This window comes from Pseudonocardia sp. ICBG1293, from assembly GCF_020131355.1.
Classification (GTDB): domain Bacteria; phylum Actinomycetota; class Actinomycetes; order Mycobacteriales; family Pseudonocardiaceae; genus Pseudonocardia.
Genome location: NZ_JAHLEL010000053.1, coordinates 125,290 through 151,002, shown reverse-complemented (window position 1 = coordinate 151,002; position 25,713 = coordinate 125,290). Strand labels below are relative to the sequence as shown.

Sequence of the window (25,713 nt, the reverse complement as noted above, 5' to 3'; positions counted from 1 at the left end):
TGGCAGCACGGCGAGGGGTGTGGCGCCGGCCCGCGGCGGCGGCCCGTGGTGGGCCGCGGCGGGCGCGGTGGGTGGCGGTGGTGCGCCGGGCCGACCGCCCGCGGGCGGGCGGGTGTGCGTGGCGGCCGGGGGCGGTGCGCGGCGACCCGTGCGACGGGAGCCGGCGACGGCACGGGCCGCCACGGCGCCCGCCGACCGTCGCCCGGCCGTGCGGGGCGGGTCAGCGGCCGGCGAGGCCGTGGCGGTAGGCGTAGCCGACGGCCTGGGCGCGGTCGCGCAGCCCGGTCTTGGCGAACAGGTGGTTGACGTGGGTCTTCACCGTCGCCTCGCCGACCACGAGCCGTCGTGCGATCTCGGTGTTGGACAACCCCTCCGCGATCAGCCCGAGCACCTCGACCTCGCGCGGGGTGAGCCCGTCGGGTGTCTCGACCGGCGTCGGGGGGACCGTCGACGCGCGGGCGGTGACCAGGCGGGACAGCACCCCGGCGTCGACGGTGGACACGCCGTCGGCGGCGGAGCGCAGGGCCCGGCCGATGGCCTCGGCGTCGGCGTCCTTGGACAGCCAGCCGGACGCGCCCGCGGCGATCGCGTCGACCACGGCGTCGTCGTCGACGTAGGTGGTGAGCACCACGACGGCGGTGCCCGGGTGCGCGTCGCGGACCCGCCGCGTCGCCGAGACCCCGTCGCCCGCGGGCATCAGCAGGTCGGTGAGCAGCACGTCCGGCGCCAGCTCGGCGACCCGGGCGACCGCCTCGTCGCCGCCGGACGCGGTACCGACGACCTCGATGCCGTCCAGCAGGCCCAGGACGGTGGCGAGGCCGTCGCGCACGATCCGCTGGTCGTCGGCCAGCACCACCCGCAGGTCGCTCACGTCGTGGTCCTCTCGTGGTCCGGGGAGCCTGCGGGCAGCCGGAGCCGGACCCGCCAGCCGTCGGGGGTGGGGCCGGTCTGCAGCTCGGCGCCGACGAGCGCGGCCCGCTCGGCCATCCCGGCCAGGCCGGAGCCCGCACCGTCGCCGGGGGGTGGTGGTGTCCCGGCGACGTCGACGACCTCCAGCTCGGCGTCGCCGCCCGCGCGGCGCAGGTGCAGCGTCACCGGGGCGCCGGGGGCGTGCTTGCGGGCGTTCGACAGGGCCTCCTGCGCGGTGCGCAGGACCGTCTCGCCCTCCCGTGCACCGAAGCGCAGCCCGTCGGACACCTCGACGACGGCGTCCGGGTGCGCCCGGCCGAGCTCGCGCAGCTCCTCGGCGACATCGACCGGGGCCGGCCCCTCGCGCAGTGCCCGCACGGCGCGACGGGCCTCGGTGATCCCGTCGGAGGCGAGCCGCTGGGCCCGCTCGATCTGGGCGATCGTGTCCGGGGCCGCCCCGTCGCGCAGCGCCATCAGCCGGGCGCCCTGCAGCTGGACGGCGAGCGCGGACAGCGAGTGGGCCAGCACGTCGTGCACGTCGCGGGCGACCCGGGCGCGGTCGGCGATGGCCTCGGCGCGTGCGTGCTCCTCGCGGGCCCTGGCCCCGGCGACGAGCGTCTGCTCGTGTTCCTCGACCCGGCGGGCGGAGTCGCGCCGGCCGATCCCGAACAGCACCATCGCCGTCAGCGCGGCGGCCACGAGCAACGCGTCCCACAGCGAGGGGTAGGGCCCGACGACGATCGTGGTGACCGCGATGACCGGCACGTCCACGAACAGCGCGGTCCGGTAGGGCAGCCGCAGCGCGGCCACGAACACCGCCATCATCGGGAACGCCGCCGAGGTGGTCCAGCCGTCGGACCCGGCCAGCAGGGCGATCCCGCCCCCGGAGAGTGCGACGGCGGTCAGGACCGTCGCGACCGGCGGGATGTCGCGGTAGAGGGCGAAGACCACCCACCCGGCGACGGCCGGGACGAGCCCGGCGTAGAGCCAGGTCGGGGTGACCTGCTGGGCGGGCGACCAGAAGAGCAGGAACAACACGATCGGCAGCCACAGCAGCGACACGAGCCGACGGGGTACCCCGAGCAGCGGCGACCGGTCGGGCTCGACGCGGCGGGCCGTGCGGGCGGCGGGCGTGCTCACCGTTTCACTCTGACACAGCTGCCGGTGCGGGCGGGACGGTCAGGCCGCGACCCGGGCACGGCCCTCGGCCGGCCGGACGGGCAGGCCGGCCGCGGCCACCCGCCGTCGCAGGACCAGGCTCTGGACCAGCAGGCTGCCGCCCAGGACCAGCGCCGACGACGTCGACAGCAGCGGCCCGGCGCCGACGGCCCCGCCGACGACCCCCGCACCGATCCGCACGCCGAGGGTCAGGACCCAGGCGACGAGCAGCGCGGCCGACCCGCTGCGGTAGGCCCACCCGTCGCGGGTGCCCAGGCGGAACGCGTACCCGCGCAGCACCCCGAGCCCGGCCACCAGCACCAGCTCGGCGGCGAGCAGCGCGAGCCCGGCCGCGGTGACCTCCGGCCCGGCCTGGGCCACCGTGAGCACCCCGATGCCCATCACGACGGCGGGGAGCCGCACGTCGCGGGCGCCGCCGACGAACTGCCCGCGGAACTGCTTGTAGAGGACCAGGCCGACGATCGCGACCGTGATGACGAGGGAGGTGGCGTCCATGGGGAGAACGATCTCTCCACGGGACGGGTCGTCGCGTCGGCGCCGGGGTCGATCCCGGGTGGAGCCGCGCCCTCCACCCCGGGGTGGACCGCGCCCCCCGCCGGAGCCGGTGCGGCCCCCGGAGCGCCCCGCGCACGGGGTGCCGCGCGACGTCGTGGGTCGCCCCTGGGAGCGGGGGCGCCGGGGCCGGACGCGACGACGCCCGGCCCCGGGCACGTGGTGTGCCGGGGACCGGGCGTCGGCCGGTGCCGTGTGCGGGGTCAGCGCGGGAGGCCGGAGGCGCGCCAGGCGCCCGGGCCGGCGTGCAGCGGGGCACGGAGCCGGGCCGCGGGGTGCGACCACAGGTCCGGCGTCCGCGGCGCCGGGGACGGACCGCCGGTGCTCGCCGCCGCGGCGACCACGGCGGCCAGCGCCGCGAGCTCGTGGTCGTCGGGGGTGCCCCGGACGACCCGGAACAGCGCGCGGCGCTCCTCCGGGGTGCCCTCGGTGGACTCCTGCGTCTGCTGCGGCTCGCCCATCAGAGCGGGATGTTCCCGTGCTTGCGGGTCGGGCCCTGCTCCCGCTTGGTGGACAGCATCCGCAGCGCCCGGCCGACGTAGCCGCGGGTGTGCGACGGCGGCACGACCGCGTCGATGTAGCCCCGGTCGGCGGCGATGTAGGGGTTGCAGAGGGTGTCCTCGTAGTCCTGCTGCAGCTCCGCCCGCTTGGCGGCGAGCTCGTCGCCCTCCAGGCCCTTGAGCTCCTTGCGGTAGAGGATCGACACCGCGCCCTGCGCGCCGGTGACCGCGATCTGCGCGGTCGGCCAGGCGATGTTGACGTCGGCGCCGAGGTGCTTGGAGCCCATGACGTCGTAGGCGCCGCCGTAGGCCTTGCGGGTGATGACGGTGACCTTCGGGACGGTCGCCTCGGCGTAGGCGTAGATCAGCTTGGCGCCGCGGCGGATGATGCCGTTCCACTCCTGCTCGGTGCCCGGCAGGAAGCCCGGCACGTCGACGAAGGTCAGCACCGGGATGTTGAACGCGTCGCAGGTCCGCACGAAGCGGGCGGCCTTCTCCGAGGCGTCGATGTCCAGGCAGCCGGCGAACTGGGTCGGCTGGTTCGCCACGATGCCGACGCTGCGGCCCTCGACGCGGGCGTAGCCGATCACGATGTTCGGCGCCCAGAGCTCCTGGACCTCGAGGAAGTCCTCGTCGTCGACGACCCGGTTGATGACCTCACGGATGTCGTACGGGGTGTTCGCCGAGTCCGGGATCAGGGTGTCGAGCTCGCGGTCGGAGTCGATGATCCCGTCCTCGATCGACCCCTCGACGGGCTCGGTGGCCGGGAACGACGGCGCCTCGGACAGGTTGTTCGACGGCAGGAAGCTCAGCAGCTGCTTGACGTAGTCGAGCGCGTCGGCCTCGTCGCCCGCCAGGTAGTGGGCCACACCGGACTTGGTGTTGTGGGCCCGGCCGCCGCCGAGCTCCTCCATGTCGACGTCCTCACCGGTGACGGTCTTGATGACGTCCGGGCCGGTGATGAACATGTGGCTGGTCTCGTCGACCATGACCGTGAAGTCGGTGATCGCGGGGGAGTAGACGGCGCCGCCCGCGCACGGGCCCATGATCAGCGAGATCTGCGGGATCACGCCGGAGCTCGACACGTTGCGCGTGAAGATCTCGCCGTAGAGGCCGAGCGCGACCACGCCCTCCTGGATGCGCGCGCCGCCGCCGTCGTTGATGCCGACGACCGGGCAGCCGATCTTCGCGGCCACGTCCATGACCTTGACGATCTTCTCGCCGTAGACCTCGCCCAGCGCGCCGCCGAAGACGGTCGCGTCCTGGGAGAACACCGCGACCGGGCGGCCGTCGATGGTGCCGGTACCGGTCACGACGCCGTCGCCGAACGGGCGCTTGGCGTCCATCCCGAAGTTCGTGGACCGGTGCCGGGTCAGTGAGTCCAGCTCGACGAACGAGCCCGGGTCGAGCAGCTGGTCGATCCGCTCACGGGCGGTCTGGCGCCCCTTCGCGTGCTGCTTCTCGACCGCGGACGCCGAACCGGCGTGGACCGCGTCCTCGAAACGCTGGTAGAGATCGGCGAGCTTGCCCGCCGTGGTGTGGATGTCCGGCTCTGCCCCACCACTGTCCGGGGTCGCCATCGGCTCCGTTGCGGCGCTCATGGGGTCGGAGCTTAACCCGCAAGTAGGTTCGGTCCGGGGGTGACGTGCGACGCAGCCGACCGGGTGGCCGCGACGGCGACCGTTACCGATCCGTGCACCCTCCGCGGTCCCCGGTGCGTCGCGGTGCCGTTACGGTGCGCGGTGATGACGACCGGGACGAATCACGGTGACGGGGCTCCGCTGGACCCGTACGCCCTGCGGACGGCCGTGCTCCGTCCCGCCGGGGGCTGGACGGCGCTCGAGGTCGTCGCCTCCACCGGATCCACCAACGCCGACCTGCTGGCCGAGGCCGGGCGCGGTGCGCCGGACCGCTCGGTGCTGATCGCCGAGGACCAGGTGCGCGGCCGCGGACGCCTCGACCGCACCTGGATCTCCCGGCCCGGGGCGGCGCTGACGCTGTCGGTGCTCTGGCGCCCCGAGGGGGTGCCCGCCGACCGGCTGGGCTGGTTGCCGATGCTCGCCGGGGTGGCGCTCGCCGACGCGATCGCCGAGCTCGCCCCGGACCTGCCGGTCGCCCTCAAGTGGCCCAACGACCTGCTCGTCGGATCGACCCGCGGCAAGGCGGCGGGGATCCTCGCCGAGATGACCGCGGTGTCCGGCGGCGGGCCGGGCATCGTGCTGGGCATCGGCCTGAACATCTCCACGCCGGCCACCGACCTGCCGTGGGGCGCGACCTCGCTGGCCGCGCACGCGTTCACCGCGAGCCGCGCCGAGACCGCGGTCGTGCTGCTGGGGCACCTGTACCGGCGCGAGGCGCAGTGGCGCGAGGTCCACGGCGACGCCGACGCCTGCGGTCTGCGCCGTGACTACCGGTCGGCCTGCGCCAGCCTCGGCTCCCGGGTCCGGGTGGAACGCCCGGCCGGGGACCACCTCGTCGGGACGGCCGAGGACGTCGACCCGCAGGGACGCCTGCTGGTCCATCCGGACGACGGGGCCCGCGTCGCGGTGGCGGCCGGCGACATCGTCCATCTGCGCGCGGCCGACCAGACCTGAGTCACCCACTGCGCTGACCTGCGACGCAGCGCCCGCGCGTCGGGTGGGCGGGCGCCGCGCGGCGCCCTACCGTGGGCACATGGCGTTCCCCGACAGCGCTCCGGACCGGGCCCTCGACCGGGTCCTGGACGAGGGCGAGCACGTCGTGCTGCTCGGGCACCCGCACTGGCGGCTGTGCCTGCGCCCGGCCGCGGTGCTCGTCGGGGTGAGCGCGGTCGCCGGGTTCGGGGCCGCCGTCGTCCGGCTGCAGCCGTGGGCGCCGTGGGCCTGGCTCGCGCTCGGGGGCCTCGCCGCGGTCCTCGCGGTGCGCTTCACGCTGCTCCCGATCGCTCGCTGGCGTGCCACCCGGTTCGTCGTCACCGACCGGCGGTTCCTCATCCGGGAGGGGCTGCTCGTCCGCGACGGTCTCGACGTGCCGATCGACCGGATCGACTCGGTCCGGGTCCGCGCCGGTGCCGGGGACCGGCTGTTCGGCTGCGGCACGCTGCTGCTCGACGTCGCGGGGGAACGGCTGCGGTTCACCGACGTCCCGGCCGTCGAACAGGTGCAGGCCCGGCTGCACCGGGAGATCGGCCTGCTCGCCGAGCGGCGCCGCAGCCACGAGAAGGAGAGCGAGCACACGGCCCGCCGTGGGCACGCCGACGCGGCCGTGCGGGGCAGGATGGGGGCATCCGCACCGCAGCGAGAGAGGGCGCCCCTGTGAGCAACGGTCTTCCCACGACGGTGCGCGATCCCGCGCTCCCCGGGCGCGTCGAGATCTACGAGGTCGGCCCGCGCGACGGGCTGCAGAACGAGAAGACCGTCGTCCCGGTCGCGGCGAAGGCCGAGTTCCTCGACCGCCTCGCCGACGCGGGACTGCGCACGCTGGAGGCGACCAGCTTCGTGCACCCGAGATGGGTGCCCCAGCTCGCCGACGCCGCCGACCTGCTCGCCGTGCTCGACCGCCGCGCCGGCCTCGACTACCCCGTCCTCACCCCGAACGAGCGCGGGCTGGACCGGGCGATCGAGGCGGGCTGCGACCACGTGGCGGTGTTCGCCTCGGCCACCGAGACCTTCGCGAAGCGCAACCTCAACCGCACCCTCGACGAGCAGTTCGCGATGTTCGAGCCCACGGTCACCCGCGCGGTGCGTGAGGGGCTGCGGGTGCGCGCGTACGTGTCGATGGTCTTCGGCGACCCCTGGGAGGGCGGCGTGGACCCGGACCAGGCCGCTGCCGTCGGGGCCCGGCTGATGGAGATGGGCTGCGACCAGCTCTCCCTGGGCGACACGATCGGCGTCGCCACCCCGGCGCACGTCGGCGCGGTGCTCGACGCCTGCGTCGCCCGCGGGGTCGGGACCGACCGGCTCGCCGTGCACTTCCACGACACCTACGGCCAGGCGCTGTCCAACACCCTCGCCGCGCTGAGGTACGGCGTCACCACCGTCGACGCCAGCGCGGGCGGGCTGGGCGGGTGCCCCTACGCGGGGTCCGCGACCGGCAACCTCGCGACCGAGGACCTGGTGTGGATGCTCGACGGGCTCGGCGTCGACCACGGTGTCGACCTGGCGAAGCTGGTCGACACCAGCGTGTGGATGGCCGGGCACCTGGGGCGGCCGTCGCCCTCGCGGGTCGTCACGGCGCTGGCGGAACCGGCCTGAGGGCGAACATGCCGGTGAACCGGGACCGGTAGACGACCGCGCCGTCGCCGGTGCGGGTCATCGTGCCGCGCAGCGTGATCAGCCCCATCGACGGCCGGCTGCGCGACACCCGGGCGTCGAGCACCTCCATCCGTGCGTGCAGCTCGTCGCCGGCGAACACCGGCGCGGGCCAGGCGATCTCGTCGCCGCCCGGTGAGCCCAGCGCCGCCGCGCGGGACAGCAGCCCGTCGACGTAGGCGCGCATCCACAGCGCCGCGGTGAACCAGCCCGAGGCGGCCAGCCCGCCGAAGACCCGCTCGCCCGCGGCGTCGTCGAGGTGGAAGGGCTGCGGGTCGAAGCGGGCGGAGAACGCCAGCATCTCCTCGCGGTCGACCACGGTCGTGCCGAGGTCGACGACGGTGCCCGGGGCGAGGTCGTCGAAGAAGACCTCGGCGGCGGTCTCAGCCACGCAGCACCTCCAGGGTGGCGTCGTGCAGCAGCCCGTTGCTGGTCAGGCCGTGTCTGCCGGACCAGGTCGGGTTCCCGGCGAGGTCGGTCAGCCGCCCGCCGGCCTCGGCGACGACGGCGGCCGGCGCGGCGAGGTCCCACGGGTTCGCGGCGGGCTCCACCGCGACGTCGATGACGCCCTCGGCGACCAGCACGTGCTGCCAGAAGTCGCCGAACGCGCGGGACTCCCAGCAGGCCTCGGTCAGCCCGATCCAGCCCTCGCGCGAGACCGGGGACGGCTCGCTGCGGAAGGTGTCGGTGTTCGTGGTGGACACGTAGGCGTCGGCGACGTCGGCCACCCCGGACACCGCGATCCGCCTCGGGGTCCCGGTCGGCAGGTCGCGCGCCCAGGCGCCCGCCCCGGCCGACCCCCACCAGCGCCGCTGCAGCGCCGGCGCGCTCACCACACCCACGGCGGGCACCCCGTCGACGACGAGTGCGATCAGCGTCGCCCACGCGGGGCCGCCGCGGGAGAAGTTCTTCGTACCGTCGATCGGGTCGATCACCCAGCCGCGGCCGCTCGCGAGGTCGGTGGACCCGCCCCGCTCCTCACCGAGGATCGCGTCGCCGGGGCGCTCGTGGCCCAGCGCGGCCCGGATCGCGTCCTCCGCCGCGGTGTCGGCGTCGGTCACCGGGGTGCGGTCGGGCTTGCGCTCCACCCGCAGGTCGGCCGCCCGGAACCGGGGCAGGGTGATCGCGTCGGCGAGGTCCGCCAGGCGCAGGGCGAGATCCAGATCACCGGGGTCGGCGGGCACGCATCGCTCGGGCTTCACGTTGGGCGAGCATGCCAGCTCGCACCGCCGCCGTGTCCGGGGCCCGGAGCCCTATGCTCGGTGAAATGACCACCGTGGTTCTGGCCGAGGACGACGCGGCCATCGCCGAGCCGCTGTCGCGGGCGCTGCAGCGCGAGGGGTACGACGTCGAGGTCGTCGCCGACGGCGTCGGTGCCGTCGACCGGGTGACCGGCGCCCAGGTGGACCTGCTCGTGCTCGACCTGGGGCTGCCCGGCATGGACGGCCTGGAGGTGTGCCGCCGGGTCCGCACGACCCTGCCCGACCTGCCGGTGCTGATGCTGACCGCGCGCACCGACGAGGTCGACTTCGTCGTGGGGCTCGACGCCGGTGCCGACGACTACGTGTCCAAGCCGTTCCGGCTGGCCGAGCTGCTGGCACGGGTCCGGGCGCTGCTGCGCCGGCGCACCCAGGACGTCGTCGAGGTGGGCGGGCTGCGGATGGAGCTGTCCGGCCGCCGCGTCCTGCTCGACGGCGACGAGATCTCCCTGGCCAACAAGGAGTTCGAGCTGCTGCGGGTGCTGATGATCCACGCCGGGCAGGTCGTGACCCGCGAGGAGATCCTGCACGCGGTCTGGGGCGACGCGGACATGAAGTCGTCGAAGACGCTGGACATGCACATGTCGTGGCTGCGCCGCAAGATCGGCGGCGAGAAGCGGATCGCCACCGTCCGCGGTGTCGGTTTCCGGTACAACTCGGACTGAGGTCGCCGTGCGCCGCCGGATCCTGATCTCCACCCTGCTGACGGTGGCGCTGACCGCGCTGTTCCTGGGCGGCCCGCTCGCGCTGGCGACCTGGCAGCTGGTCGAGGACTTCACCCGCGCCGAGCTGACCCAGCGCCTCGAACAGGTCACCGAGACCGTCGAGGAGTACGGCACCGGCGCACCGTCGCGGCGGCTGGTGGAGGCGGCCATCCCGCCGAACTCCCGGCTCGTGGTCGTGCCGCCGGACGCCGAGCCCATCGTGTACGGCGTGGACCGGGTCGAGGACCCGGTGACCGAGACGCTGCCGTTCGGCCCCGGCGGGATGATGGAGCTGTCCCAGCCGACGTCGGTGATGCGCTCGCAGCAGACCCAGGTGGTCGCCGTCGTCGTGCTGCTGGTCGGGTTCTCCGTCACGGTCGGGACCGGGGTCGCGGTGTACACCGCGCGTCGGCTGTCGGACCCGCTGCGCGACCTCGCGGCCCGCGCCGCGCGTCTGGGCGCCGGCGACTTCCGCCGCTCCCCGGCCCGCTACGACATCGCCGAGCTCGACCGCGTCTCCGAGGTCCTGGACTCCTCGGCGACGGCGCTGTCGCAGCTGCTGCACCGCGAGCGGTCGCTGGTCGGGGACGTGTCCCACCAGCTGCGCAGCCGGATCACCGCGCTGCAGCTGCGCCTCGACGAGCTGGCCTGCCACCCGGACCCGGACGCCCGCCGGGAGGCCAACGCGGCGCTGGAGCAGACCGAGCGGCTCACCGCCGTCCTCGACGACCTGCTGGAGTCCGCGCGTGCGGCCCGGGCGGTCGGCGCGGAGCCGGTCGACCTGGCCGAGGCCGTCGCCGACGCCGAACGGGAGTGGCGCGGCCCGCTCACCGCGGCCGGGCGGGCGCTGCGGGTGCGGGTGCCCGAGGGGCTCCTCGCCCGGGTCACCGCGGCCCGGCTGCGCGAGGCGATCGGGGTGCTGGTGGACAACGCCCTGCAGCACGGCGACGGCCCGGTCACGATCTCGGCCCGCACCGGGGAGAACGCGCTGCTGGTCGAGGTCTCCGACACCGGGCCCGGGGTGCCGGAGGACCTGGTGCCGCACGTGTTCGACCGGGGCATCTCCGCGCAGTCCTCGACCGGGCTGGGTCTCGCGCTGGCCCGGACGCTGGTCGAGGCCGACGGCGGCCGGCTGGAGCTCTCCCGCGCCCGGCCGCCGGTGTTCCGGCTCTACCTGCCGGCCGCCCGCACCGACGACGTCGCGGCCGCGGCCCCGGTGCCCGACCGCAACGGGCCCCGCTAGCGGCTCAGTCCTGGGGGGCCGGGACGGGCGGCGGGGGCGGCGGCTGGCGGCGCACGAACTGGTCGGGCCACACGAACCGGCGGAACGCCCACCATCGGAACGCCATCCCGACCAGGGTGCCCACGATCTGCCCGGCCACGAAGTCGGCGGACTCCTGGGCGACCAGCGTGACGAACGGCACCTGCAGCTCGAACACGTAGCGCGAGACCCACAGCGGCGCCGAGTACACCGCGACACCGATCCCGCTGATGACGAAGAACAGCAGGGCCTCGTGGTGCCGCTCACGCCCGCCGCGGGTCCGGAAGGACCACTCGCGGTTCAGCACGTACGACACCATCGTCGCCACCAGCACCGCAATGACCTTGGCGGTCACCGGCTTGTCGGCCAGCACCGTGGCCTTCAGCACCAGGAACACCACCGTGTCGATGACCCAGGTGCTGCCACCGACCATCAGAAACTTGATCAGCTCGCGGTGTTTGATCGCCTTGTCGCGGTACGGCTGGGGGATCCTGGCGAGCGTCGCCTCCACCACCGTCACGGGCTCGATCGTGCCAGATTAGGCTCCCGGTCTCGTGGAGAGGGTTGACGCGCTGAACGCCGCCTTGCCCGTCGTCGGCATGGTCGGCGGCGGCCAGCTGGCCCGGATGACCGCCCAGGCCGCCGTGGCGCTGGGGCAGACCCTGCGGGTGCTCGCCGCGTCGCCGGGCGACCCTGCGGCCCGGGTGACGCCGGACGTCGTGCTCGGCGACCCCGACGACGCCGCCGCGCTGCGGGAGCTCGCGACGGGCTGCTCGGCCGTCACGTTCGACCACGAAGGCGTCCCGCAGGAGGTGCTGGTCCCGCTCGCCGAGGCCGGTGTGCCGCTGCGGCCGCCGCCCTCGGCGCTGGTGCACGCGCAGGACAAGCTGGTGATGCGCCGGCGGCTGTCGGACATGGGCCTGCCGGTGCCCGCCTTCGCCGAGGTGGCGTCCGCCGAGGACGTCGCCGCGTTCGGAGAGGAGCACGGCTGGCCGGTGGTGCTCAAGGCCACCCGCGGCGGTTACGACGGTCGCGGTGTCTGGTTCCTGCGCGCCGCCGACCCCGCCCTGGTCTCCGACCTGCTCGCGGCCGGGACGCCGTTGCTCGTCGAGTCCGCGGTGCCGATGACCCGGGAGCTGGCCGCGAGCGTCGCCCGGTCGCCGTACGGGCAGGCCGCGGCCTGGCCGGTCGTCGAGACCCTCCAGGTCGACGGCCAGTGCGCCCGGGTCACCTCGCCCGCCCCGGGGCTCGACCCGGACCACGCCGCCCGGATCCAGGAGCTGGCCCTGCGGATCGCGGCCGAGCTCGGGGTGGTCGGGCTGATGACGGTCGAGCTGTTCGAGACCGCGCCCGGCGAGGTCGTGGTCAACGAGCTGGCGATGCGCCCGCACAACTCCGGGCACTGGACCATCGAGGGCTCGGTCACCTCGCAGTTCGAGCAGCACCTGCGCGCGGTGCTGGACTACCCGCTCGGGTCCACCGCGCCGGTCGCACCGGTCGCGGTGATGGCGAACGTGCTCGGCGCGGCGCAGGAACCCGCGATGGGCATGGACGAGCGGCTGCACCACTGCTTCGCGCGTTTCCCGGAGGCGAAGGTGCACCTCTACGCCAAGGACGGGCGTCCGGCCCGCAAGATCGGCCACGTGACGGTCCTGGGCCGCGACGAGGCCGACGTGCGCGCCCGCGCCGAGCTCGCCGCGGGCTGGCTGGCCACCGCCACCTGGGCGGACGGCTGGTCCGCCCACACCGGCGATCCCCGCTCCCCGCACTCCCCGGAAGGACCCCGATGACGCAGACCGGCTCCCCGCGCGTGGGCGTGATCATGGGCAGCGACTCGGACTGGCCGGTGATGGGCGCCGCGGGCGCCGCGCTCGACGAGTTCGGCGTGCCGTGGGAGGTCGGCGTCTACTCCGCCCACCGGACCCCGCAGCGGATGCTCGACTACGCCGCGTCGGCGGCCGACCGCGGGCTGCAGGCGATCGTCGCCGGTGCCGGCGGCGCGGCACACCTGCCCGGCATGGTCGCCGCCGCGACGCCGCTGCCGGTGATCGGCGTGCCGGTGCCGCTGAAGTACCTCGACGGCCTGGACTCGCTGCTGTCGATCGTGCAGATGCCCGCCGGGGTGCCGGTGGCGACCGTCGCGGTCGGCAACGCCCGCAACGCCGGGCTGCTCGCGGTGCGCATCCTCGGCGCCGGCGACGAGCGGCTCCGGCAGGCCATGGTGGAGTTCCAGGCCGACCTCGAGCGCAGCGTCCTGGACAAGGACGCGGCGCTGCGCGTGGCCGCCCGCGAGGGCTGAGGACCGGACCGCGATTTCCGGTGGCGCGCCGCTCGATCCCGTGCGTACGGTGTCGGTACACGGGAGAGGAGGTGGTCCAGCAGATGAGCTACAGCAGGACACGTGAGGTGGCCGTCAGCTAGCACCACGTTCTGCTCCGGCGGGGAGAACCCGTCGGAGAGGCGGTCGTGGAAGCCGGTGTGGTGCCGGCGAGTTCCCGACGGTCACCCGTGATCCCCGGGTCCGAGCCTTGTCCGGTTCGGTCGACGCACCCCGGTGCGGCCCGGGGATCACGCATGTCCGGGCCGGGATCGGCCCGTGTGCCGCGTCGACCCCCGCTCCAGGCTCCGGGCCGCACGCTCCAGGCGCCGGGTGACGTCCTCCAGGTCGGGCGCGGCGGCGGGCTCGGTCGCCTCCTCCAGCGGCAGCATCGTCGCCACCCGGCGGAAGTGGTCGACGGCACCGGGCAGGTCGGCGTCGCGGGCGCCCTCGACCAGCCACCGGCGCAGCGCCTGGTTGTGCGCGGCGACCAGCGCCGCCGCCGTCACCGCGGCCCGCAGCTCCCCGTCGGGGCGGTCCCCGAGCCGGGCGGTGAGCTCGCGGGTGAACAGCCGGCGGTAGTGGTGCACCGACGCGGCCTCGCGGTCGCGCAGCGCGGGCACCGAGCCGACCAGGGCGAAGCGCAGCCGGGCCACCTCGGGGTCCTCGGTGTAGAGCTCGAACACCGTCTCCGCGGCACGCAGTGCCAGCGACGGCAGCGGCTCGTCGGGGTGCGCGCCGGCGAAGACCTCGCCGATCCGCGACAGTCCGCGCTCGTGGTCGGGGGGCAGAGCGTCCTCCTTGCCGCGGAAGTAGCGGAAGAACGTTCGGCGCCCGACGCCCGCGGCGGCCGCGATGTCGTCGACGGTGGTGTCGCCGTACCCGCGCTCGGTGAACAGCCGCGCCGCCGCGGCGACCAGGTCCCGCCGCACCTCGGCCCGCCCCTCCGGGGAACGCCCGCGCCGCGTGCTGGTCGTCATGGCACGGAGGGTAGCAAGGTCCCGTGACATGTGGCACGGAGTGCCGTTAGCATGGTCGGTATGAACAGCGACTTCGACAGCTACCGGCTCAGCGACGAGCACGAGGCCCTCCGCGAGGCGGTCCGGGACCTGGCGGAGAAGGAGATCGCCCCGTACGCCGCCGAGGTGGACGAGCAGGGTCGCTACCCCGCCGAGGCCCGCGACGCGCTGGTCAAGGCCGGGTTCCAGGCCGTGATCATCCCCGAGGAGTACGGCGGCCAGGGTGCCGACGAGCTCGCCGGGTGCATCGTGATCGAGGAGGTCGCGCGGGTCTGCGCGTCGTCGTCGCTGATCCCCGGGGTGAACGGCCTCGGGCTCACCCCGATCCTGCTGTCCGCCTCGGACGAGCTCAAGAAGCAGGTCCTGCCCTCGGTCGCGGCCGGCGAGGCGATGGTCAGCTACGCGCTGTCCGAGCGCGAGGCGGGCTCGGACGCCGCGTCGATGAAGACCCGCGCCCGCCGCGACGGCGACGAGTGGGTCCTCAACGGCACCAAGTGCTGGATCACCAACGCCGGCGAGTCGACCTGGTACACGGTCATGGCGGTCACGGACCCGGAGAAGAAGGCCAACGGGATCTCGGCGTTCGTCGTCCACAAGGACGACCCGGGCTTCGTCGTCGGCACCAAGGAGCGCAAGCTCGGCATCCACGGTTCGCCCACCCGCGAGATCCACTTCGAGGACGCCCGCATTCCGGCCGACCGGATCATCGGCGCCGAGGGCACCGGCTTCAAGACCGCGCTGCGCACCCTGGACCACACGCGGCCGACCATCGGCTCGCAGGCCGTCGGCATCGCCCAGGGGGCACTCGACGTCGCGACGCAGTACATGAAGGAGCGCAAGCAGTTCGGCAAGCACCTGGCCGAGTTCCAGGGTCTGCAGTTCATGCTCGCCGACATGGCGATGAAGGTCGAGGCCGCCCGCCAGCTCTGCTACGTCGTCGCCTCGCGCGCCGAGCGGGGCGAGCCCGACCTGGGCTTCATCTCCTCGGCCGCCAAGTGCTTCGCCTCCGACACCGCGATGCAGGTGACCACCGACGCCGTCCAGCTGCTCGGCGGCGCGGGCTACACCCGCGACTTCCCGGCCGAGCGCATGATGCGCGACGCGAAGATCACCCAGATCTACGAGGGCACCAACCAGATCCAGCGCATGGTGATGGCGCGCAGCCTGCTGAAGTGACACCCTGACGCCCCATGGACGGGGCCGTCGCGGACCGCAGGCTGATCGACTGGCTGCTCGACACCGACCCGGCGTTGCGCTGGCAGGTCGAGCGCGACCTGACGGGTGCGCCTCCCGAGGTCTGGGAGGCCACCCGGGCGCGGGTGGCGACGGAGGGCCTGGGTGCGCGCCTGCTCGCCCACCAGGACCCCGAGGGCACCTGGGCGGGCGGCGCCTACTTCCCGGCGGGCGGATCCGACGTCGAGGGGCAGCCGTGGACGGCGACGACCTGGTCGCTGACCGCGCTGCGCGAGTGGGGCCTGGACCCGTCGGTGCTGGCGGACACGTCGGAGAGGCTCGAGTCGTGCCGCTGGGAGTACGACGATCTGCCCTACTGGGGCGGCGAGGTCGACGCCTGCATCAACGCGGCCACCGTGGCCAACGGTCTCTGGCTCGGACGGGACATGGACGCCCTGGCCGCCTGGTTCCCCGAGCACCGGCTCGCCGACGGCGGCTGGAACTGCTTCTGGGTGGACGGTGCGCAGCGGTCGTCGTTCCACTCGACCCTCAACGCCCTGGGCGGGCTGCTCGCCCACGAACAGGCCACCGGGGGCACCCCCGCGACGCGGGCCGCCCGCCGGTCGGGCGAGGAGTACCTGCTGACCCGCGGGCTGCTCCACCGGCTCTCGACCGGGGAGCCGGTCGCCCTGGAACGGGACCCGGCCGAGCTGGCGTACCCGCTGCGCTGGCGGCACGACGTGCTGCGCGGCACCGAGTACTTCCGCCGCGCGGCCGCACTCGACCGGGCCCGGCCCGACCCGCGGCTGGCCGACGCCGTCGCGGCCCTGCGCGCCGCGCGACGTCCGGACGGGCGCTGGGTCCAGGGTGTCCGCGACCCGGGGGAGATGTGGTTCGAGGTCGACGTGCCGCCGGGGGAGCCGTCGCCCTGGCTGACCCTGTACGGCACCCGCATCCTCGGCTGGTGGGACGCGGCGGCCTGACGATCAGTACCTGAGCGCGGTCCGGGGCCGCGTGCGCCACGCTGAGGTACTGGTGATCACGACGTCGGCGGGGTGGTGCGGTCCCGCAGACCCGGAGCCGGGGTGCGGATGACGAGGACGGCCGCGGCCGGTGCCCCGTCGAGGGCGGTGTAGGTGTGCTCCCCGTCGGCGTGCCAGCGGGTCGCCTCCCCGGTGCCGAGGTGGGCCTCGTGCCCGCCGCGACCCGCCCGGACCGCGCCGCGGGTGACCAGCAGGTGCTCGACGACGCCCGGCCCGTGCCCGGGGGAGGTGTGGACCGCCTCCGGGGTGAGGGTCAGGGCGTAGACCTCGACGGTGCCGAGCTCGTCGGTGGTCGTCTCCAGCAGGCGGGCGGTGATGCCGGGACCGCCTGCCTCGGCCCCGGGGTGCTCCGCGAGCAGCCGGGAGAGCGGGACGCCCAGGGCGTCGGCGAGCGCGTAGAGGGTGGACAGGGTGGGGTTGCGGCCGCCGTTCTCGATCTCGGACAGCGAGCCCTTGCCGATACCGGCCCGCTCCGCGAGCACCCCGACCGACAGGCCGTGTGCGGTCCGTGCCGTCCGCAACCGTTCGCCGACGGTCGTCCGCAGCGCCCCGGCGTCCACCGGCCGACTGTAGCCCGGCCGGCGGGGCCGGTGGACGCCGCGGCGGGGACCGCGGGTCACCCGGCCGGTGCGTCCGGGCCGGGGCGGGGGACGGGTGTCCCCGGGTCGCGCACCGCGGTGGCCGCCGAGAAGCGGGCCGGGAGCGCCGTGACCTGGTCCCGCAGGTCCTCCACGTCCCACAGGTCACGCCCGTCCGGTTCGCGGAAGGCCGGTGTCACCAGACCGGCCCTGGCCCAGCGGTGCAGCGCCCGCGGGCTCAGGGCCAGCCGGGCGGCGGCCTCACCGGTGGTGACCAGCCGCACCGGGCACCGCCGCCGGGTCAGGCCGCGGCGGGTGCCGCGGTGCGGGCGGTCAGCCGGCCGACGATCAGGCTGCAGCCGTAGCCCAGCACGACCGAGCCGACCACGAACGAGAGCAGCATCACCGTGAACGGTCCGGTGGGCAGCGAGAAGTCCGTGCCGGAGGCGCCGCTGAGCAGGCCGAACGCCGCCGTGGTGGCGAACCCGACGACCGACCCGGGCACGAACCCGAGCTGCGGCACGAGCGCACCGAGGATGAACACCGCGGTCATCCCGCCGATGATCAGGCCGAGCAGTGCGGGCTGGGTGGTGAGCCCGGCCAGGATCAGCATGACGGTGCCGGTGATGATCCCCCAGACGTTCGTGGCCAGGGCGCTGACCAGGGCAGGCCGGTCACCGCCCGCCGCGAAGAAGGTCGCGGCACCCAGGAACGTGGCCGGCACGAACAGGCCGAGACCGGAGAGCGGGCCGAGGTAGAGGTACGCGATCACCGCCCCGGCGACGCCGATCACCAGGGCCAGAGCGACGGGCAGCTTCATGAGACGGGCCTTCCGGTAGAGCCGCGCCCGACGGGTGCGGCGACCCACGCAGGATGGGGCGCCGCGGGGGGGCCGTTCCAAGATCGGCGGGCCGGACGTCACCGCCTGTTTTCCGGACGAAACGGTTCGGTCATCTTTGGTCCCGGCGGCGGCGTCCCGTGTATCGGCTGCAGAACATCCTGGTCACCGGACCGCTCGCGCCCCGGCCGGCCCGTCGGCGGTGTGTTCTGTTTACAGAACGATGCCGTTAGGGTGTCCCGGTGGATCGTTCCTGGGTGCAACCCGCCTCGGTCGGCGCCGTCGCCGCGGTGATCGGGGTGACGAGCTCGTTCACCGTCGTCCTCGCGGGACTGACGGCGGCCGGGGCCGACCCGGCACAGGCCGCGTCCGGGCTGGTGGTGCTCACCGCGCTGCAGGGCGCCGCCACGGTGTGGCTGAGCCGCCGGTTCCGGCGCCCCCTGACGGTCGCCTGGTCCACTCCCGGTGCCGCGCTGCTGGCGTCCTCCGGGGCGGTCGCGGGCGGCTGGCCCGCCGTGGTCGGGGCGTTCCTCGTCGCCGGGCTGCTGATCGTCGCGACCGGTCTGGTGCGTCCGCTCGGGAGGCTCGTCGGCGCCATCCCGGCACCGATCGCGCAGGCGATGCTGGCCGGGGTGCTGCTGCCGCTGTGCCTGGCCCCGGTGCGGGCACTGGTCGACCGGCCGCTGCTGGTGGCGCCGATCGTGGTGCTGTGGGTGGTCCTGTCGCGGTTCGCACCGCGCTGGGCCTCCCCGGCCGCGTTCGGGCTGGCGCTGCTGATCGTCGTCGCGCTCGCCGACGGCTGGTCCTGGCTGCGGACGCCGGAGATCGTCCTGACCACCCCGGGGCTCTCGGTCGCGGCGCTGGTCGGGGTCGCGCTGCCGCTGTGGGTGGTCACGATGGCCTCGCAGAACGTGCCCGGTGTCGCCGTGCTCGCCGCGGCCGGTTACACCGTGCCCTGGCGGCACGCGATGGTGCTGACCGGTGCCGGGACGGTGCTCGGTGCCCCGGCCGGAGCGCACGCGATCAACCTGGCCGCGATCACCGCGGCACTGCCCGCCTCGCCCGAGGCGCACCCGGACCCGGCGCGGCGCTGGATCGCCTCCCAGGCCAACGGGGTCACCTGCCTGCTGCTCGCCCCGCTCGCGACGACGCTGGCCGCCCTGGTCGCCGCCGCCCCGCCCGGGGTCGTGCAGTCGGTCGCGGGACTGGCCCTGCTCGGGACGTTCGGGGCGGCGCTGGCCGGGGCGCTCGCCGTCCCCGCCGGGGCGCCGGACCCGGCGGTCGCCCGGGTGCCCGCCGCGGCCGCGTTCCTGGTGTCCGCGGCCGGGGTCACTGTCGCCGGGGTCGGCGGGGCGTTCTGGGGACTGCTGACCGGGGTGGCGCTGCACCTGGTGCTGCGCCGCCGCCCGGCGGCCGCATGACGCCGCCCCACCGGAGCCGCGGCGCCGTGCTGCTCAGCGCCGGAAGCCCTCCACCCGCACCTCGTCGGTCGGGGCGAACCGCCCGGCCGCGGCGTCGATGAGCGCGATCGTGCGCGCCGACTGGGCGCAGCCGAAGCCGTACTTCGCGCGGACCCGGGAGTCGGCGATCTCCATGCAGGTGCGGCTGAGTGCGACGAACTCGGCCACCGGGTAGGTGACGCCGGTGCCCAGGTGCTCGGTCACCACCAGCGACGGCGAGTAGTAGCTGACCTCGGTGCCGTCCGGCCAGCGGACGTCGAACATCATCTCGGGCACGGTCGCCGACGGTAGGCGACCCGCGTTGCCGTCGTGTTGCGGTCGGCGTCTAGGGCGTGTCTCCTAAGAGGTCATTTCAGAACGAGGTCGACGTGTCTGTTGTAGACGACAAGCGGCTATCTGACCTGCCGTTTGATCTGTCGTCGAGGGGTCAATGGAAACTCGACAAGTCGTTCTGAAACGACCTCTAAAGTGCGCAACCAGGTGACGATGGCCTTCAGTGCAACTCCGCCGCGGTAGGTCAGGGCGAGTTTGTCGTAGCGGGTCGCGAGGCCGCGCCACTGCTTGACCTCGCAGAACCCGCGTTCGACGACGTTGCGGCCGCGGTAGTCGACCCGGTCGAACGCCGGTGGTCGGCCGCCGCGTGTGCCGCGTCGTTTCCGGTGTCCCTGCTGGTCAGCCGGCTCCGGGATGACCGCGACGATCCGTCGTCTGCGCAGGTGGGCGCGGATGGCGCGTGAGGAGTAGGCCTTAGAGCGTCCGGCAGTAGAGGTGGCCGTGTGTCGGTGTTGGTAGAGACACGGACCTGCAAGTGATCATGGGATTGCTGATGTCCTGATGGTCGCCTGGAGGGTCCGTGCCTCTATTGCCAGAATCGCTGATCGACCCCCTCTGGGTCGAGTTCGCTGCCCTGATCGAGGCAGAGCGGCGCCCGGAGTTCGACCCGGCCCATCCGTGGGGATGTCACCGCCGCCGTATCCCCGACCGCCTGGTGTTCGAGCACGTGCTCGCGGCGTTGGTGCACGGCAGCGGCTACGAACGCATCGCCACCCCCGGCTGCTCGGACCGCACGATCCGCCGCCGTCTCGCCCAGTGGGCCGCCGCCGGCGTCGGGGAGCAGGTCCTTCGGGCCGCGCTGGCCGGCTATGACCAGATGATCGGTCTCGACCTCGACGATCTGTCTGCCGACGGAGCGATCACCAAGGCTCCCTGCGGTGGCGAGGTCGCCGGCTGTAACCCGGTCGACCGGGGCAAACAGGGCACCAAACGCTCCGTGGTCTGCGACGGTGCGGGGATCCCGCTGCACCTGATCAGCGCCCGCGCCAATGACCACGACTCGCCGTTGCTGAAACCGACCCTGATCGGGATCTACGACATGATCGGGCCGCTGCCCGAGCGACCGTGCCTGCACCTGGACCGGGGCTATGACTCAGGCAAGACCCGCGATCTGCTCGAACGACTCGGGTTCGACGCACAGATCGCCACCAAGGGCCGGCCCGCCCCGATCCAGGTCGGTAAGCGGTGGCCGGTCGAGCGCACCCATTCCTGGATGAACGGCTACGGCAAGCTGCGCCGGTTCACCGATCGCCGGAAGATCATCGTCGAGTTCTACCTCGACCTCGCCGCCGCGCTCACCGTGATCCGCCGGCTGATCAACCGTGCCCGCAGCCGCTACCGCTGGACAACCCGACCCACGACCCGTCGACTCCGATAACCATCAATCGCCGGGCGCTCTTAGAGGTCATTTCAGAACGAGGTCGACGTGTCTGTTGTAGACGACAAGCGGCTATCTGACCTGCCGTTTGATCTGTCGTCGAGGGGTCAATGGAAACTCGACAAGTCGTTCTGAAACGACCTCTTAGAGCGTCCGGCAGTAGAGGTGGCCGTGTGTCGGTGTTGGTAGAGACACGGACCTGCAAGTGATCATGGGATTGCTGATGTCCTGATGATCGTGTGGAGAGTCCGTGCCTCTGCTGCCAGCATCTCTGATCGAGCCCTTGTGGGGCGAGTTCGCCGCTCTGATCGGGTCTGACCGGCCCGAGTTCGACCCGACCCATCCGTGGGGCTGTCACCGTCGCCGGATCTCTGATCGGGTCGTGTTCGACCACGTCGTTGCCGCTCTGGTGCACGGTAGTGGCTACGAACGCATCGCCACGCCGGGTTGCTCGGACCGCACCATCCGCCGCCGTCTCGATGACTGGGCCACCGCGGGAGTCAGCGAGGAACTGCTCCGCACCGCGCTGGCCGGTTACGACCAGATACTCGGCCTGGATCTTGACGATCTGGCGGTCGACGGATCGATCACCAAGGCACCAGGCGGAGGCGAGGTGGCCGGCCGCAGCCCTGTCGGCCGCGGCAAGCAGGGCACGAAACGGTCCGTGGCCTGCGATGACCAGGGCATCCCGCTGCACCTGGTCGCGGCGCGAGCCAACGACCATGACTCGCCCCTGCTGGAACCGACCTTGACCGGCATCGTGACGATGATCGGCCCGCTGCCCCGCCACCGCGACGCCCACGGTGGTGATCTGTTCCCGACCGTGCACCTGGACCGCGGCTATGACTCCGGCAAGACCCGTACTCTGCTGCACACCCTGGGCTTCACCGGCGAGATCGCGACCACGGGGGTCCCGGCTCCGATCCAGGCAGGACGACGGTGGCCCATCGAGCGCACGCACTCCTGGATGAACGGCTACGGCAAGCTGCGCCGGTTCACCGATCGCCGGAAGATCATCGTCGAGTTCTACCTCGACCTCGCCGCCGCGCTCACCGTGATCCGCCGGCTGATCAACCGTGCCCGCAGCCGCTACCGCTGGACAACCCGACCCACGACCCGTCGACTCCGATAACCATCAATTGCCGGGCGCTCTTAGTACTCCAGCCGCAGTTTGTGATGTTGATGTGCGCTAAGCTTCGATCTTGTGCAGGTGGAGGAGGATCTCGAGGCGTGGGCCGGTGGCCTGGATGGGCTGTTCGGGCTGGTGGCGGGCCGGTTCTTCCGGACGGAACCGCGGCGTCGGGCGCGGGCGTATGTGCGGGGGTTGTTGGCGCCGTTGGCGGGGAAGAACGGGTGGACGCTGGCCGAGGTCGCCGGTGACACGACTCCGGATGGGATGCAGCGGCTGCTCAACTCCGCGACCTGGGATGTCGACGGTGTCCGTGATGACCTGCGGGATTACGTCGTCGAGCACCTCGGCGAGTCCGGTGGGGTGCTGATCGTCGATGAGACCGGGTTCCTGAAGAAGGGGACGAAGTCGGCGGGGGTGCAGCGCCAGTACTCGGGCACTGCCGGGCGGGTGGAGAACTGCCAGCTCGGAGTCTTCTGTGCCTATGCCACGAGCAAGGGCCGGACGTTGATCGACCGCGAGCTCTACCTGCCCAAGTCCTGGACCGGTGATCGGGAACGCTGCCGAGCCGCGGCGGTGCCTGAGGAGATCGAGTTCGCCACCAAGGCCACGCTGGCCAAGGAAATGCTCGGCCGTGCCCTCGATGCCGGGGTTCCCGCAGGATGGGTGACCGCGGACGAGGCATACGGGCAGGACTACAAGTTCCGCACCTGGTGCGAGCAGCGCCGGATCGGCTACGTCGTCGCGGTTCCGCGCAGCCAGTCCGTCCCGTTGTCCCTGGACGCCGACATCTGTCAGATCAGCGGCTCACGACGGGCCGACGACCTGGTCGCCCGCGCTCCCGGACGGGCGTGGAAGCGCCGCTCAGCCGGTCCGGGTGTGAAGGGAGAACGCTTCTACGACTGGGCCGTGGCCTCGCTGTATCCGCCCGAGAACGCCCCGGCCGGATGGGGCCGATGGCTACTGGTCCGACGTCAGATCCTCACCGACACACAGCTCTCCGCCGGCGAGGAGCCCGATCTGGCCTACTACCTGTGCGCCGGCCCGCCCGGCACCACCGACGACGATCTCATCCGCGTCGCCGGCACGCGGTGGGCGATCGAGGAGTGCTTCCAGACCGCGAAGAACGAGGTCGGGCTCGACCACTATCAAGTGCGGCGTTACGACGCCTGGTACCGCCACGTCACCCTGGCTATTCTCGCCCACGCCTACCTCTCGGTCACCGCGGCGATCGCCCCAAAAGACCTGATCACGGGCTCATCCCGCTCACCCTCGCCGAGATCCGACGTCTCCTGGCACCTCTGATCCACATTCCCACCCAGGCGCCGTGCTGGGCCTGGTCGACCTGGCGACGTCGCCACCAACACCGAGCCCGCGAAAGCCACTATCGACGACGAAGACAGCTCAGCTAACGAAGTGCGGCTGGAGTACTAGGTGTGATGTCCAGGGACGTTGTTCCGGGTTGAGCTGATGACGGCCTGTCGCGCAGACAGGCGAGGACCCCCGGTTGTGAAGTGGAGCTGTCTAGGAACCGCTTCACCAACCGGAGGCCCTCGTGACCCACGCTAACGCTGCGCTGACTCCGCGTGCCCGACTACGGCTGGCCCGTCTGATCGTCGACCAGGACTGGACCTGCTCCACAGCGGCCAGAATGTTCATGGTCGCCCCTCGCACCGCCCGAAAGTGGGCTGACCGCTACCGCGCCGAGGGCCCGCCCGGAATGGTCGACCGCAGCTCCCGACCACGGTCGATGCCGGCCAAGACCCCGCCCACGCTGGTGAAGCAGATCGTGCGACTGCGATGGCGCCACCGACTCGGACCAGTACAGATCGGCGGCCGACTCACTCTCGCCGCCTCGACCGTGCACGCGGTCCTGCGCCGCTGCCGGATCAACAGGCTCTCCCACATCGACCGGGTCACCGGCGAGCCCCTACGCCGCTACGAACACCCCTACCCCGGTTCGCTGATCCACGTCGACGTCACCAAGTTCGGCAACATCCCCGACGGAGGCGGACACCGCTACGTCGGACGCCGACAAGGCGCCCTGAACAAGCGGTCCACTCCCGGACTGCCCAAGGGAACCGACTACAAGCCGTGCACCCGGCAGAGCGTTCGTCCACACCGTCATCGACGACCACTCCCGCGTCGCCTACGCCGAGATCCACAGCGACGAGAAAGCCGACACCGCCACCGGTGTGCTCCGACGAGCCGTGGACTGGCTCAACGCCCGCGGCGTGACCGTCGAACGGGTCCTGTCCGACAACGGCAGCTGCTACCGCTCACACGCCTGGCGTGACACCTGCAGCGAACTGGGCATCACCCACAAACGAACCCGGCCCTACCGGCCTCAGACCAACGGCAAGATCGAACGTTTCCACCGCACCCTCGCCGACGGGTGGGCCTACGCCCGCTTCCACCCCTGCGAAACCGCTCGTCGAGACGCGCTCCCCGGCTGGCTGCACTTCTACAATCACCACCGGCCCCACAGCGCAACCAACGGCCTACCGCCGATCAACCGCCTGACCAACCTGCCTGGACATCACATCTAGAGGATGAAACCGAACAGCGGGCTGTCCGGCGGGATCGGCTCGATGTGCGGCGGCGCCTCGGCCATCCGCTTGAGCAGCGCGGGCAGGTCGTCCGGCGACCCGAGCTCGATCCCGACCAGCGCCGGGCCGGTCTCCCGGTTGGAGCGCTTGGTGTACTCGAACAGGGTGATGTCGTCGTCCGGGCCGAGCACGTCGTCGAGGAACCGGCGCAGTGCCCCCGGCTCCTGCGGGAACTCGACGAGGAAGTAGTGCTTGCGCCCCTCGAAGACCAGGGCACGCTCGACGATGTCGGCGTAGCGGGAGACGTCGTTGTTGCCCCCCGACAGCAGGCAGACCGTCGTGGCGTCGCGGGGGATGTCGAGCCGGTCCAGCGCCGCGGGGGACAGTGCGCCCGCGGGCTCGGCGATGATCCCGTCGGACTGGTAGAGCGCGAGCATCTCCACGCAGATCCGGCCCTCGGGGACCGCGAGCAGCTCCACGCCGGCGTCGCGCACCACGTCGAACGTGGCGGCGCCGACCCTGCGCACGGCGGCGCCGTCGACGAACGGGTCCAGCGAGCCCAGCTCGACCGGCTCGCCCGCGGCCACCGCGGCCGCCATGCTCGCCGCCCCGGCGGGCTCGACGCCGACGATCCGGGTCGACGGCGCGTGCTCGCGCAGGTAGGTGATGGCCCCGGCGAGCAGCCCGCCGCCGCCGACCGGCACGACGAGCACGTCCGGCGGGTCGGCCAGCTGAGAGAGGATCTCGCGGGCGATGGTGCCCTGGCCGGCGACGGTGCGGGGGTCGTCGAAGGCGGGGACCTGGGTGGCACCGGTGGACTCGGCGTCCGCGCGGGCGGCGGCGGCGGCCTCGTCGTAGGTGTTGCCGACCACCCGCACCTCGACGGCGTCGCGGCCCAGGCGCGCGACCCGGTCCCGCTTCTGGCGCGGCGTCGTGCCCGGCAGGTAGACCCGGCCGGTCACGCCGAGCCGCTGGCAGGCGAACGCCACGCCCTGGGCGTGGTTGCCGGCACTGGCGCAGACCACGCCCGCGAGGCGGTCGGTCTCGGGCAGCTGTGCGATGAGGTTGTAGGCACCGCGGATCTTGTACGAGCGGACCGGCTGGAGGTCCTCGCGCTTGACCCAGACCTCGCCGCCGAGCGCGTCGGACAGGCGGGGGTTGAGCTGCAGCGGGGTCGGGCCGATGACGGCGCGGAGCCGGGCCGCCGCGTCGTCGACGTCCCGGGCGCTCACAGAGGGGGTCA

28 protein-coding genes and 2 pseudogenes are annotated in these 25,713 nt (G+C 73.3%); 15 read left to right on the top strand and 15 right to left on the bottom strand.

Annotated features, from left to right (window positions below):
* Window positions 1–220: 220 nt before the first annotated feature.
* From KPF47_RS29570 to KPF47_RS29550, 5 genes are all read right to left on the bottom strand, one after another.
* Complete coding sequence (locus tag KPF47_RS29570; protein WP_224392088.1) at window positions 221–871, bottom strand: response regulator transcription factor; 651 nt, start codon at window positions 869–871, stop codon at window positions 221–223.
* Complete coding sequence (locus KPF47_RS40505) at window positions 868–2,049, bottom strand: histidine kinase (RefSeq protein ID WP_224392087.1); 1,182 nt, start codon at window positions 2,047–2,049, stop codon at window positions 868–870. The genes KPF47_RS29570 and KPF47_RS40505 overlap by 4 nt, the downstream gene beginning before the upstream one ends.
* A 39-nt stretch (window positions 2,050–2,088) precedes the next feature.
* The gene (locus KPF47_RS29560; protein ID WP_224392086.1) at window positions 2,089–2,583 is read right to left on the bottom strand and encodes a hypothetical protein; all 495 of its coding nucleotides are present in this window, start codon (window positions 2,581–2,583) and stop codon (window positions 2,089–2,091) included.
* A 260-nt stretch (window positions 2,584–2,843) separates the two neighbouring features.
* The gene (locus KPF47_RS29555) at window positions 2,844–3,101 is read right to left on the bottom strand and encodes an acyl-CoA carboxylase subunit epsilon (protein WP_224392085.1); all 258 of its coding nucleotides are present in this window, start codon (window positions 3,099–3,101) and stop codon (window positions 2,844–2,846) included.
* A complete protein-coding gene (locus tag KPF47_RS29550) occupies window positions 3,101–4,741 on the bottom strand; it encodes an acyl-CoA carboxylase subunit beta (RefSeq protein WP_224392084.1) in 1,641 nt (546 codons plus the stop codon). The genes KPF47_RS29555 and KPF47_RS29550 overlap by 1 nt, the downstream gene beginning before the upstream one ends.
* A 144-nt stretch (window positions 4,742–4,885) precedes the next feature.
* Here KPF47_RS29550 and KPF47_RS29545 point away from each other — a divergent pair, with 144 nt between their 5' ends.
* The 3 genes from KPF47_RS29545 to KPF47_RS29535 all read left to right on the top strand — a co-directional run bounded on the left by KPF47_RS29545 (window position 4,886) and on the right by KPF47_RS29535 (window position 7,372).
* Window positions 4,886–5,734, top strand: a complete 849-nt coding sequence (locus tag KPF47_RS29545; protein WP_224392083.1) for a biotin--[acetyl-CoA-carboxylase] ligase — start codon at window positions 4,886–4,888, stop codon at window positions 5,732–5,734.
* A gap of 79 nt (window positions 5,735–5,813) precedes the next feature.
* On the top strand, window positions 5,814–6,437 hold the full coding sequence (locus KPF47_RS29540) for a PH domain-containing protein (protein WP_224392082.1): 624 nt from the start codon (window positions 5,814–5,816) through the stop codon (window positions 6,435–6,437).
* Window positions 6,434–7,372 (top strand): hydroxymethylglutaryl-CoA lyase, encoded by a 939-nt coding sequence (locus tag KPF47_RS29535; protein ID WP_224392081.1) that lies wholly within the window; start codon window positions 6,434–6,436, stop codon window positions 7,370–7,372. Before KPF47_RS29540 ends, KPF47_RS29535 begins: the two co-directional genes overlap by 4 nt.
* Here the strand turns inward: KPF47_RS29535 and KPF47_RS29530 are convergent.
* Together KPF47_RS29530 and KPF47_RS29525 are read right to left on the bottom strand one after the other, a co-directional pair.
* Window positions 7,347–7,820 (bottom strand): MaoC/PaaZ C-terminal domain-containing protein, encoded by a 474-nt coding sequence (locus tag KPF47_RS29530; RefSeq protein WP_224392080.1) that lies wholly within the window; start codon window positions 7,818–7,820, stop codon window positions 7,347–7,349. The genes KPF47_RS29535 and KPF47_RS29530 overlap by 26 nt on opposite strands.
* A complete protein-coding gene (locus tag KPF47_RS29525; RefSeq protein ID WP_224392079.1) occupies window positions 7,813–8,631 on the bottom strand; it encodes an inositol monophosphatase family protein in 819 nt (272 codons plus the stop codon). Before KPF47_RS29525 ends, KPF47_RS29530 begins: the two co-directional genes overlap by 8 nt.
* A 65-nt stretch (window positions 8,632–8,696) precedes the next feature.
* Here KPF47_RS29525 and KPF47_RS29520 point away from each other — a divergent pair, with 65 nt between their 5' ends.
* Both KPF47_RS29520 and KPF47_RS29515 read left to right on the top strand, forming a co-directional pair.
* On the top strand, window positions 8,697–9,353 hold the full coding sequence (locus KPF47_RS29520; protein ID WP_224392078.1) for a response regulator transcription factor: 657 nt from the start codon (window positions 8,697–8,699) through the stop codon (window positions 9,351–9,353).
* Between the two features lie 7 nt (window positions 9,354–9,360).
* On the top strand, window positions 9,361–10,635 hold the full coding sequence (locus KPF47_RS29515) for an ATP-binding protein (protein WP_224392077.1): 1,275 nt from the start codon (window positions 9,361–9,363) through the stop codon (window positions 10,633–10,635).
* A 4-nt stretch (window positions 10,636–10,639) separates the two neighbouring features.
* Here KPF47_RS29515 and KPF47_RS29510 read toward each other — a convergent pair whose 3' ends face one another.
* Window positions 10,640–11,173: a GtrA family protein gene (locus tag KPF47_RS29510; RefSeq protein WP_224392076.1), complete on the bottom strand. Its 534-nt coding sequence runs from the start codon at window positions 11,171–11,173 to the stop codon at window positions 10,640–10,642.
* Between the two features lie 34 nt (window positions 11,174–11,207).
* Between KPF47_RS29510 and KPF47_RS29505 the strand changes: the two genes are divergently transcribed.
* Both KPF47_RS29505 and purE read left to right on the top strand, forming a co-directional pair.
* A complete protein-coding gene (locus KPF47_RS29505; protein ID WP_224392075.1) occupies window positions 11,208–12,443 on the top strand; it encodes a 5-(carboxyamino)imidazole ribonucleotide synthase in 1,236 nt (411 codons plus the stop codon).
* Window positions 12,440–12,952 carry a 5-(carboxyamino)imidazole ribonucleotide mutase gene (gene purE / locus KPF47_RS29500; RefSeq protein WP_073576360.1) on the top strand — a complete coding sequence of 171 codons (513 nt, stop codon included), beginning with the start codon at window positions 12,440–12,442 and terminating at the stop codon, window positions 12,950–12,952. The genes KPF47_RS29505 and purE overlap by 4 nt, the downstream gene beginning before the upstream one ends.
* A 269-nt stretch (window positions 12,953–13,221) precedes the next feature.
* Here the strand turns inward: purE and KPF47_RS29495 are convergent, their stop codons facing one another.
* Window positions 13,222–13,950: a TetR family transcriptional regulator gene (locus KPF47_RS29495; protein WP_224392074.1), complete on the bottom strand. Its 729-nt coding sequence runs from the start codon at window positions 13,948–13,950 to the stop codon at window positions 13,222–13,224.
* 60 nt (window positions 13,951–14,010) lie between these two features.
* Here KPF47_RS29495 and KPF47_RS29490 point away from each other — a divergent pair, with 60 nt between their 5' ends.
* The gene (locus KPF47_RS29490) at window positions 14,011–15,165 is read left to right on the top strand and encodes an acyl-CoA dehydrogenase (RefSeq protein WP_224392073.1); all 1,155 of its coding nucleotides are present in this window, start codon (window positions 14,011–14,013) and stop codon (window positions 15,163–15,165) included.
* Window positions 15,166–15,179: 14 nt separating this feature from the next.
* Entirely contained in the window at window positions 15,180–16,145 is a 966-nt protein-coding gene (locus KPF47_RS29485; protein ID WP_224392072.1) for a squalene cyclase, read from the top strand.
* A 56-nt stretch (window positions 16,146–16,201) separates the two neighbouring features.
* On the opposite strand, the gene KPF47_RS29480 is transcribed toward KPF47_RS29485, so the two are convergent.
* The 3 genes from KPF47_RS29480 to KPF47_RS29470 are packed head-to-tail and all read right to left on the bottom strand — an operon-like array spanning window position 16,202 to window position 17,603.
* Window positions 16,202–16,765 (bottom strand): XRE family transcriptional regulator, encoded by a 564-nt coding sequence (locus tag KPF47_RS29480; protein WP_224392071.1) that lies wholly within the window; start codon window positions 16,763–16,765, stop codon window positions 16,202–16,204.
* Window positions 16,766–16,821: 56 nt separating this feature from the next.
* Window positions 16,822–17,067 (bottom strand): MerR family DNA-binding transcriptional regulator, encoded by a 246-nt coding sequence (locus tag KPF47_RS29475; RefSeq protein ID WP_224392070.1) that lies wholly within the window; start codon window positions 17,065–17,067, stop codon window positions 16,822–16,824.
* 17 nt (window positions 17,068–17,084) lie between these two features.
* Window positions 17,085–17,603 carry a DUF1097 domain-containing protein gene (locus KPF47_RS29470; protein WP_224392069.1) on the bottom strand — a complete coding sequence of 173 codons (519 nt, stop codon included), beginning with the start codon at window positions 17,601–17,603 and terminating at the stop codon, window positions 17,085–17,087.
* A 260-nt stretch (window positions 17,604–17,863) separates the two neighbouring features.
* Between KPF47_RS29470 and KPF47_RS29465 the strand changes: the two genes are divergently transcribed.
* Window positions 17,864–19,042 carry a benzoate/H(+) symporter BenE family transporter gene (locus KPF47_RS29465; protein WP_224392068.1) on the top strand — a complete coding sequence of 393 codons (1,179 nt, stop codon included), beginning with the start codon at window positions 17,864–17,866 and terminating at the stop codon, window positions 19,040–19,042.
* 33 nt (window positions 19,043–19,075) lie between these two features.
* Here KPF47_RS29465 and KPF47_RS29460 read toward each other — a convergent pair whose 3' ends face one another.
* Complete coding sequence (locus tag KPF47_RS29460; RefSeq protein WP_224392273.1) at window positions 19,076–19,348, bottom strand: MSMEG_0570 family nitrogen starvation response protein; 273 nt, start codon at window positions 19,346–19,348, stop codon at window positions 19,076–19,078.
* A 65-nt stretch (window positions 19,349–19,413) separates the two neighbouring features.
* On the opposite strand from KPF47_RS29460, the gene KPF47_RS40500 reads away from it, so the two are divergent.
* Window positions 19,414–19,536: a hypothetical protein gene (locus KPF47_RS40500; protein ID WP_255659617.1), complete on the top strand. Its 123-nt coding sequence runs from the start codon at window positions 19,414–19,416 to the stop codon at window positions 19,534–19,536.
* A gap of 27 nt (window positions 19,537–19,563) precedes the next feature.
* Here the strand turns inward: KPF47_RS40500 and KPF47_RS29455 are convergent.
* Window positions 19,564–19,818 (bottom strand): annotated as a pseudogene (locus tag KPF47_RS29455) (transposase); the annotation flags it as partial.
* 116 nt (window positions 19,819–19,934) lie between these two features.
* Between KPF47_RS29455 and KPF47_RS29450 the strand changes: the two are divergent.
* The 4 genes and pseudogenes from KPF47_RS29450 (at window position 19,935) to KPF47_RS29435 (ending at window position 24,470) form a co-directional block, all read left to right on the top strand.
* Entirely contained in the window at window positions 19,935–20,792 is an 858-nt protein-coding gene (locus tag KPF47_RS29450) for an IS5 family transposase (RefSeq protein ID WP_224389877.1), read from the top strand.
* 250 nt (window positions 20,793–21,042) lie between these two features.
* The gene (locus tag KPF47_RS29445) at window positions 21,043–21,924 is read left to right on the top strand and encodes an IS5 family transposase (RefSeq protein ID WP_224392067.1); all 882 of its coding nucleotides are present in this window, start codon (window positions 21,043–21,045) and stop codon (window positions 21,922–21,924) included.
* A gap of 78 nt (window positions 21,925–22,002) precedes the next feature.
* A complete protein-coding gene (locus tag KPF47_RS29440; protein ID WP_374108783.1) occupies window positions 22,003–23,226 on the top strand; it encodes an IS701 family transposase in 1,224 nt (407 codons plus the stop codon).
* A 250-nt stretch (window positions 23,227–23,476) separates the two neighbouring features.
* Window positions 23,477–24,470 (top strand): annotated as a pseudogene (locus KPF47_RS29435) (IS481 family transposase).
* On the opposite strand, the gene ilvA reads toward KPF47_RS29435, so the two are convergent.
* Window positions 24,467–25,702, bottom strand: a complete 1,236-nt coding sequence (ilvA, locus tag KPF47_RS29430) for a threonine ammonia-lyase IlvA (protein ID WP_224392066.1) — start codon at window positions 25,700–25,702, stop codon at window positions 24,467–24,469. The pseudogene KPF47_RS29435 and the gene ilvA sit on opposite strands and share 4 nt — an antisense overlap.
* Window positions 25,703–25,713: the final 11 nt, after the last annotated feature.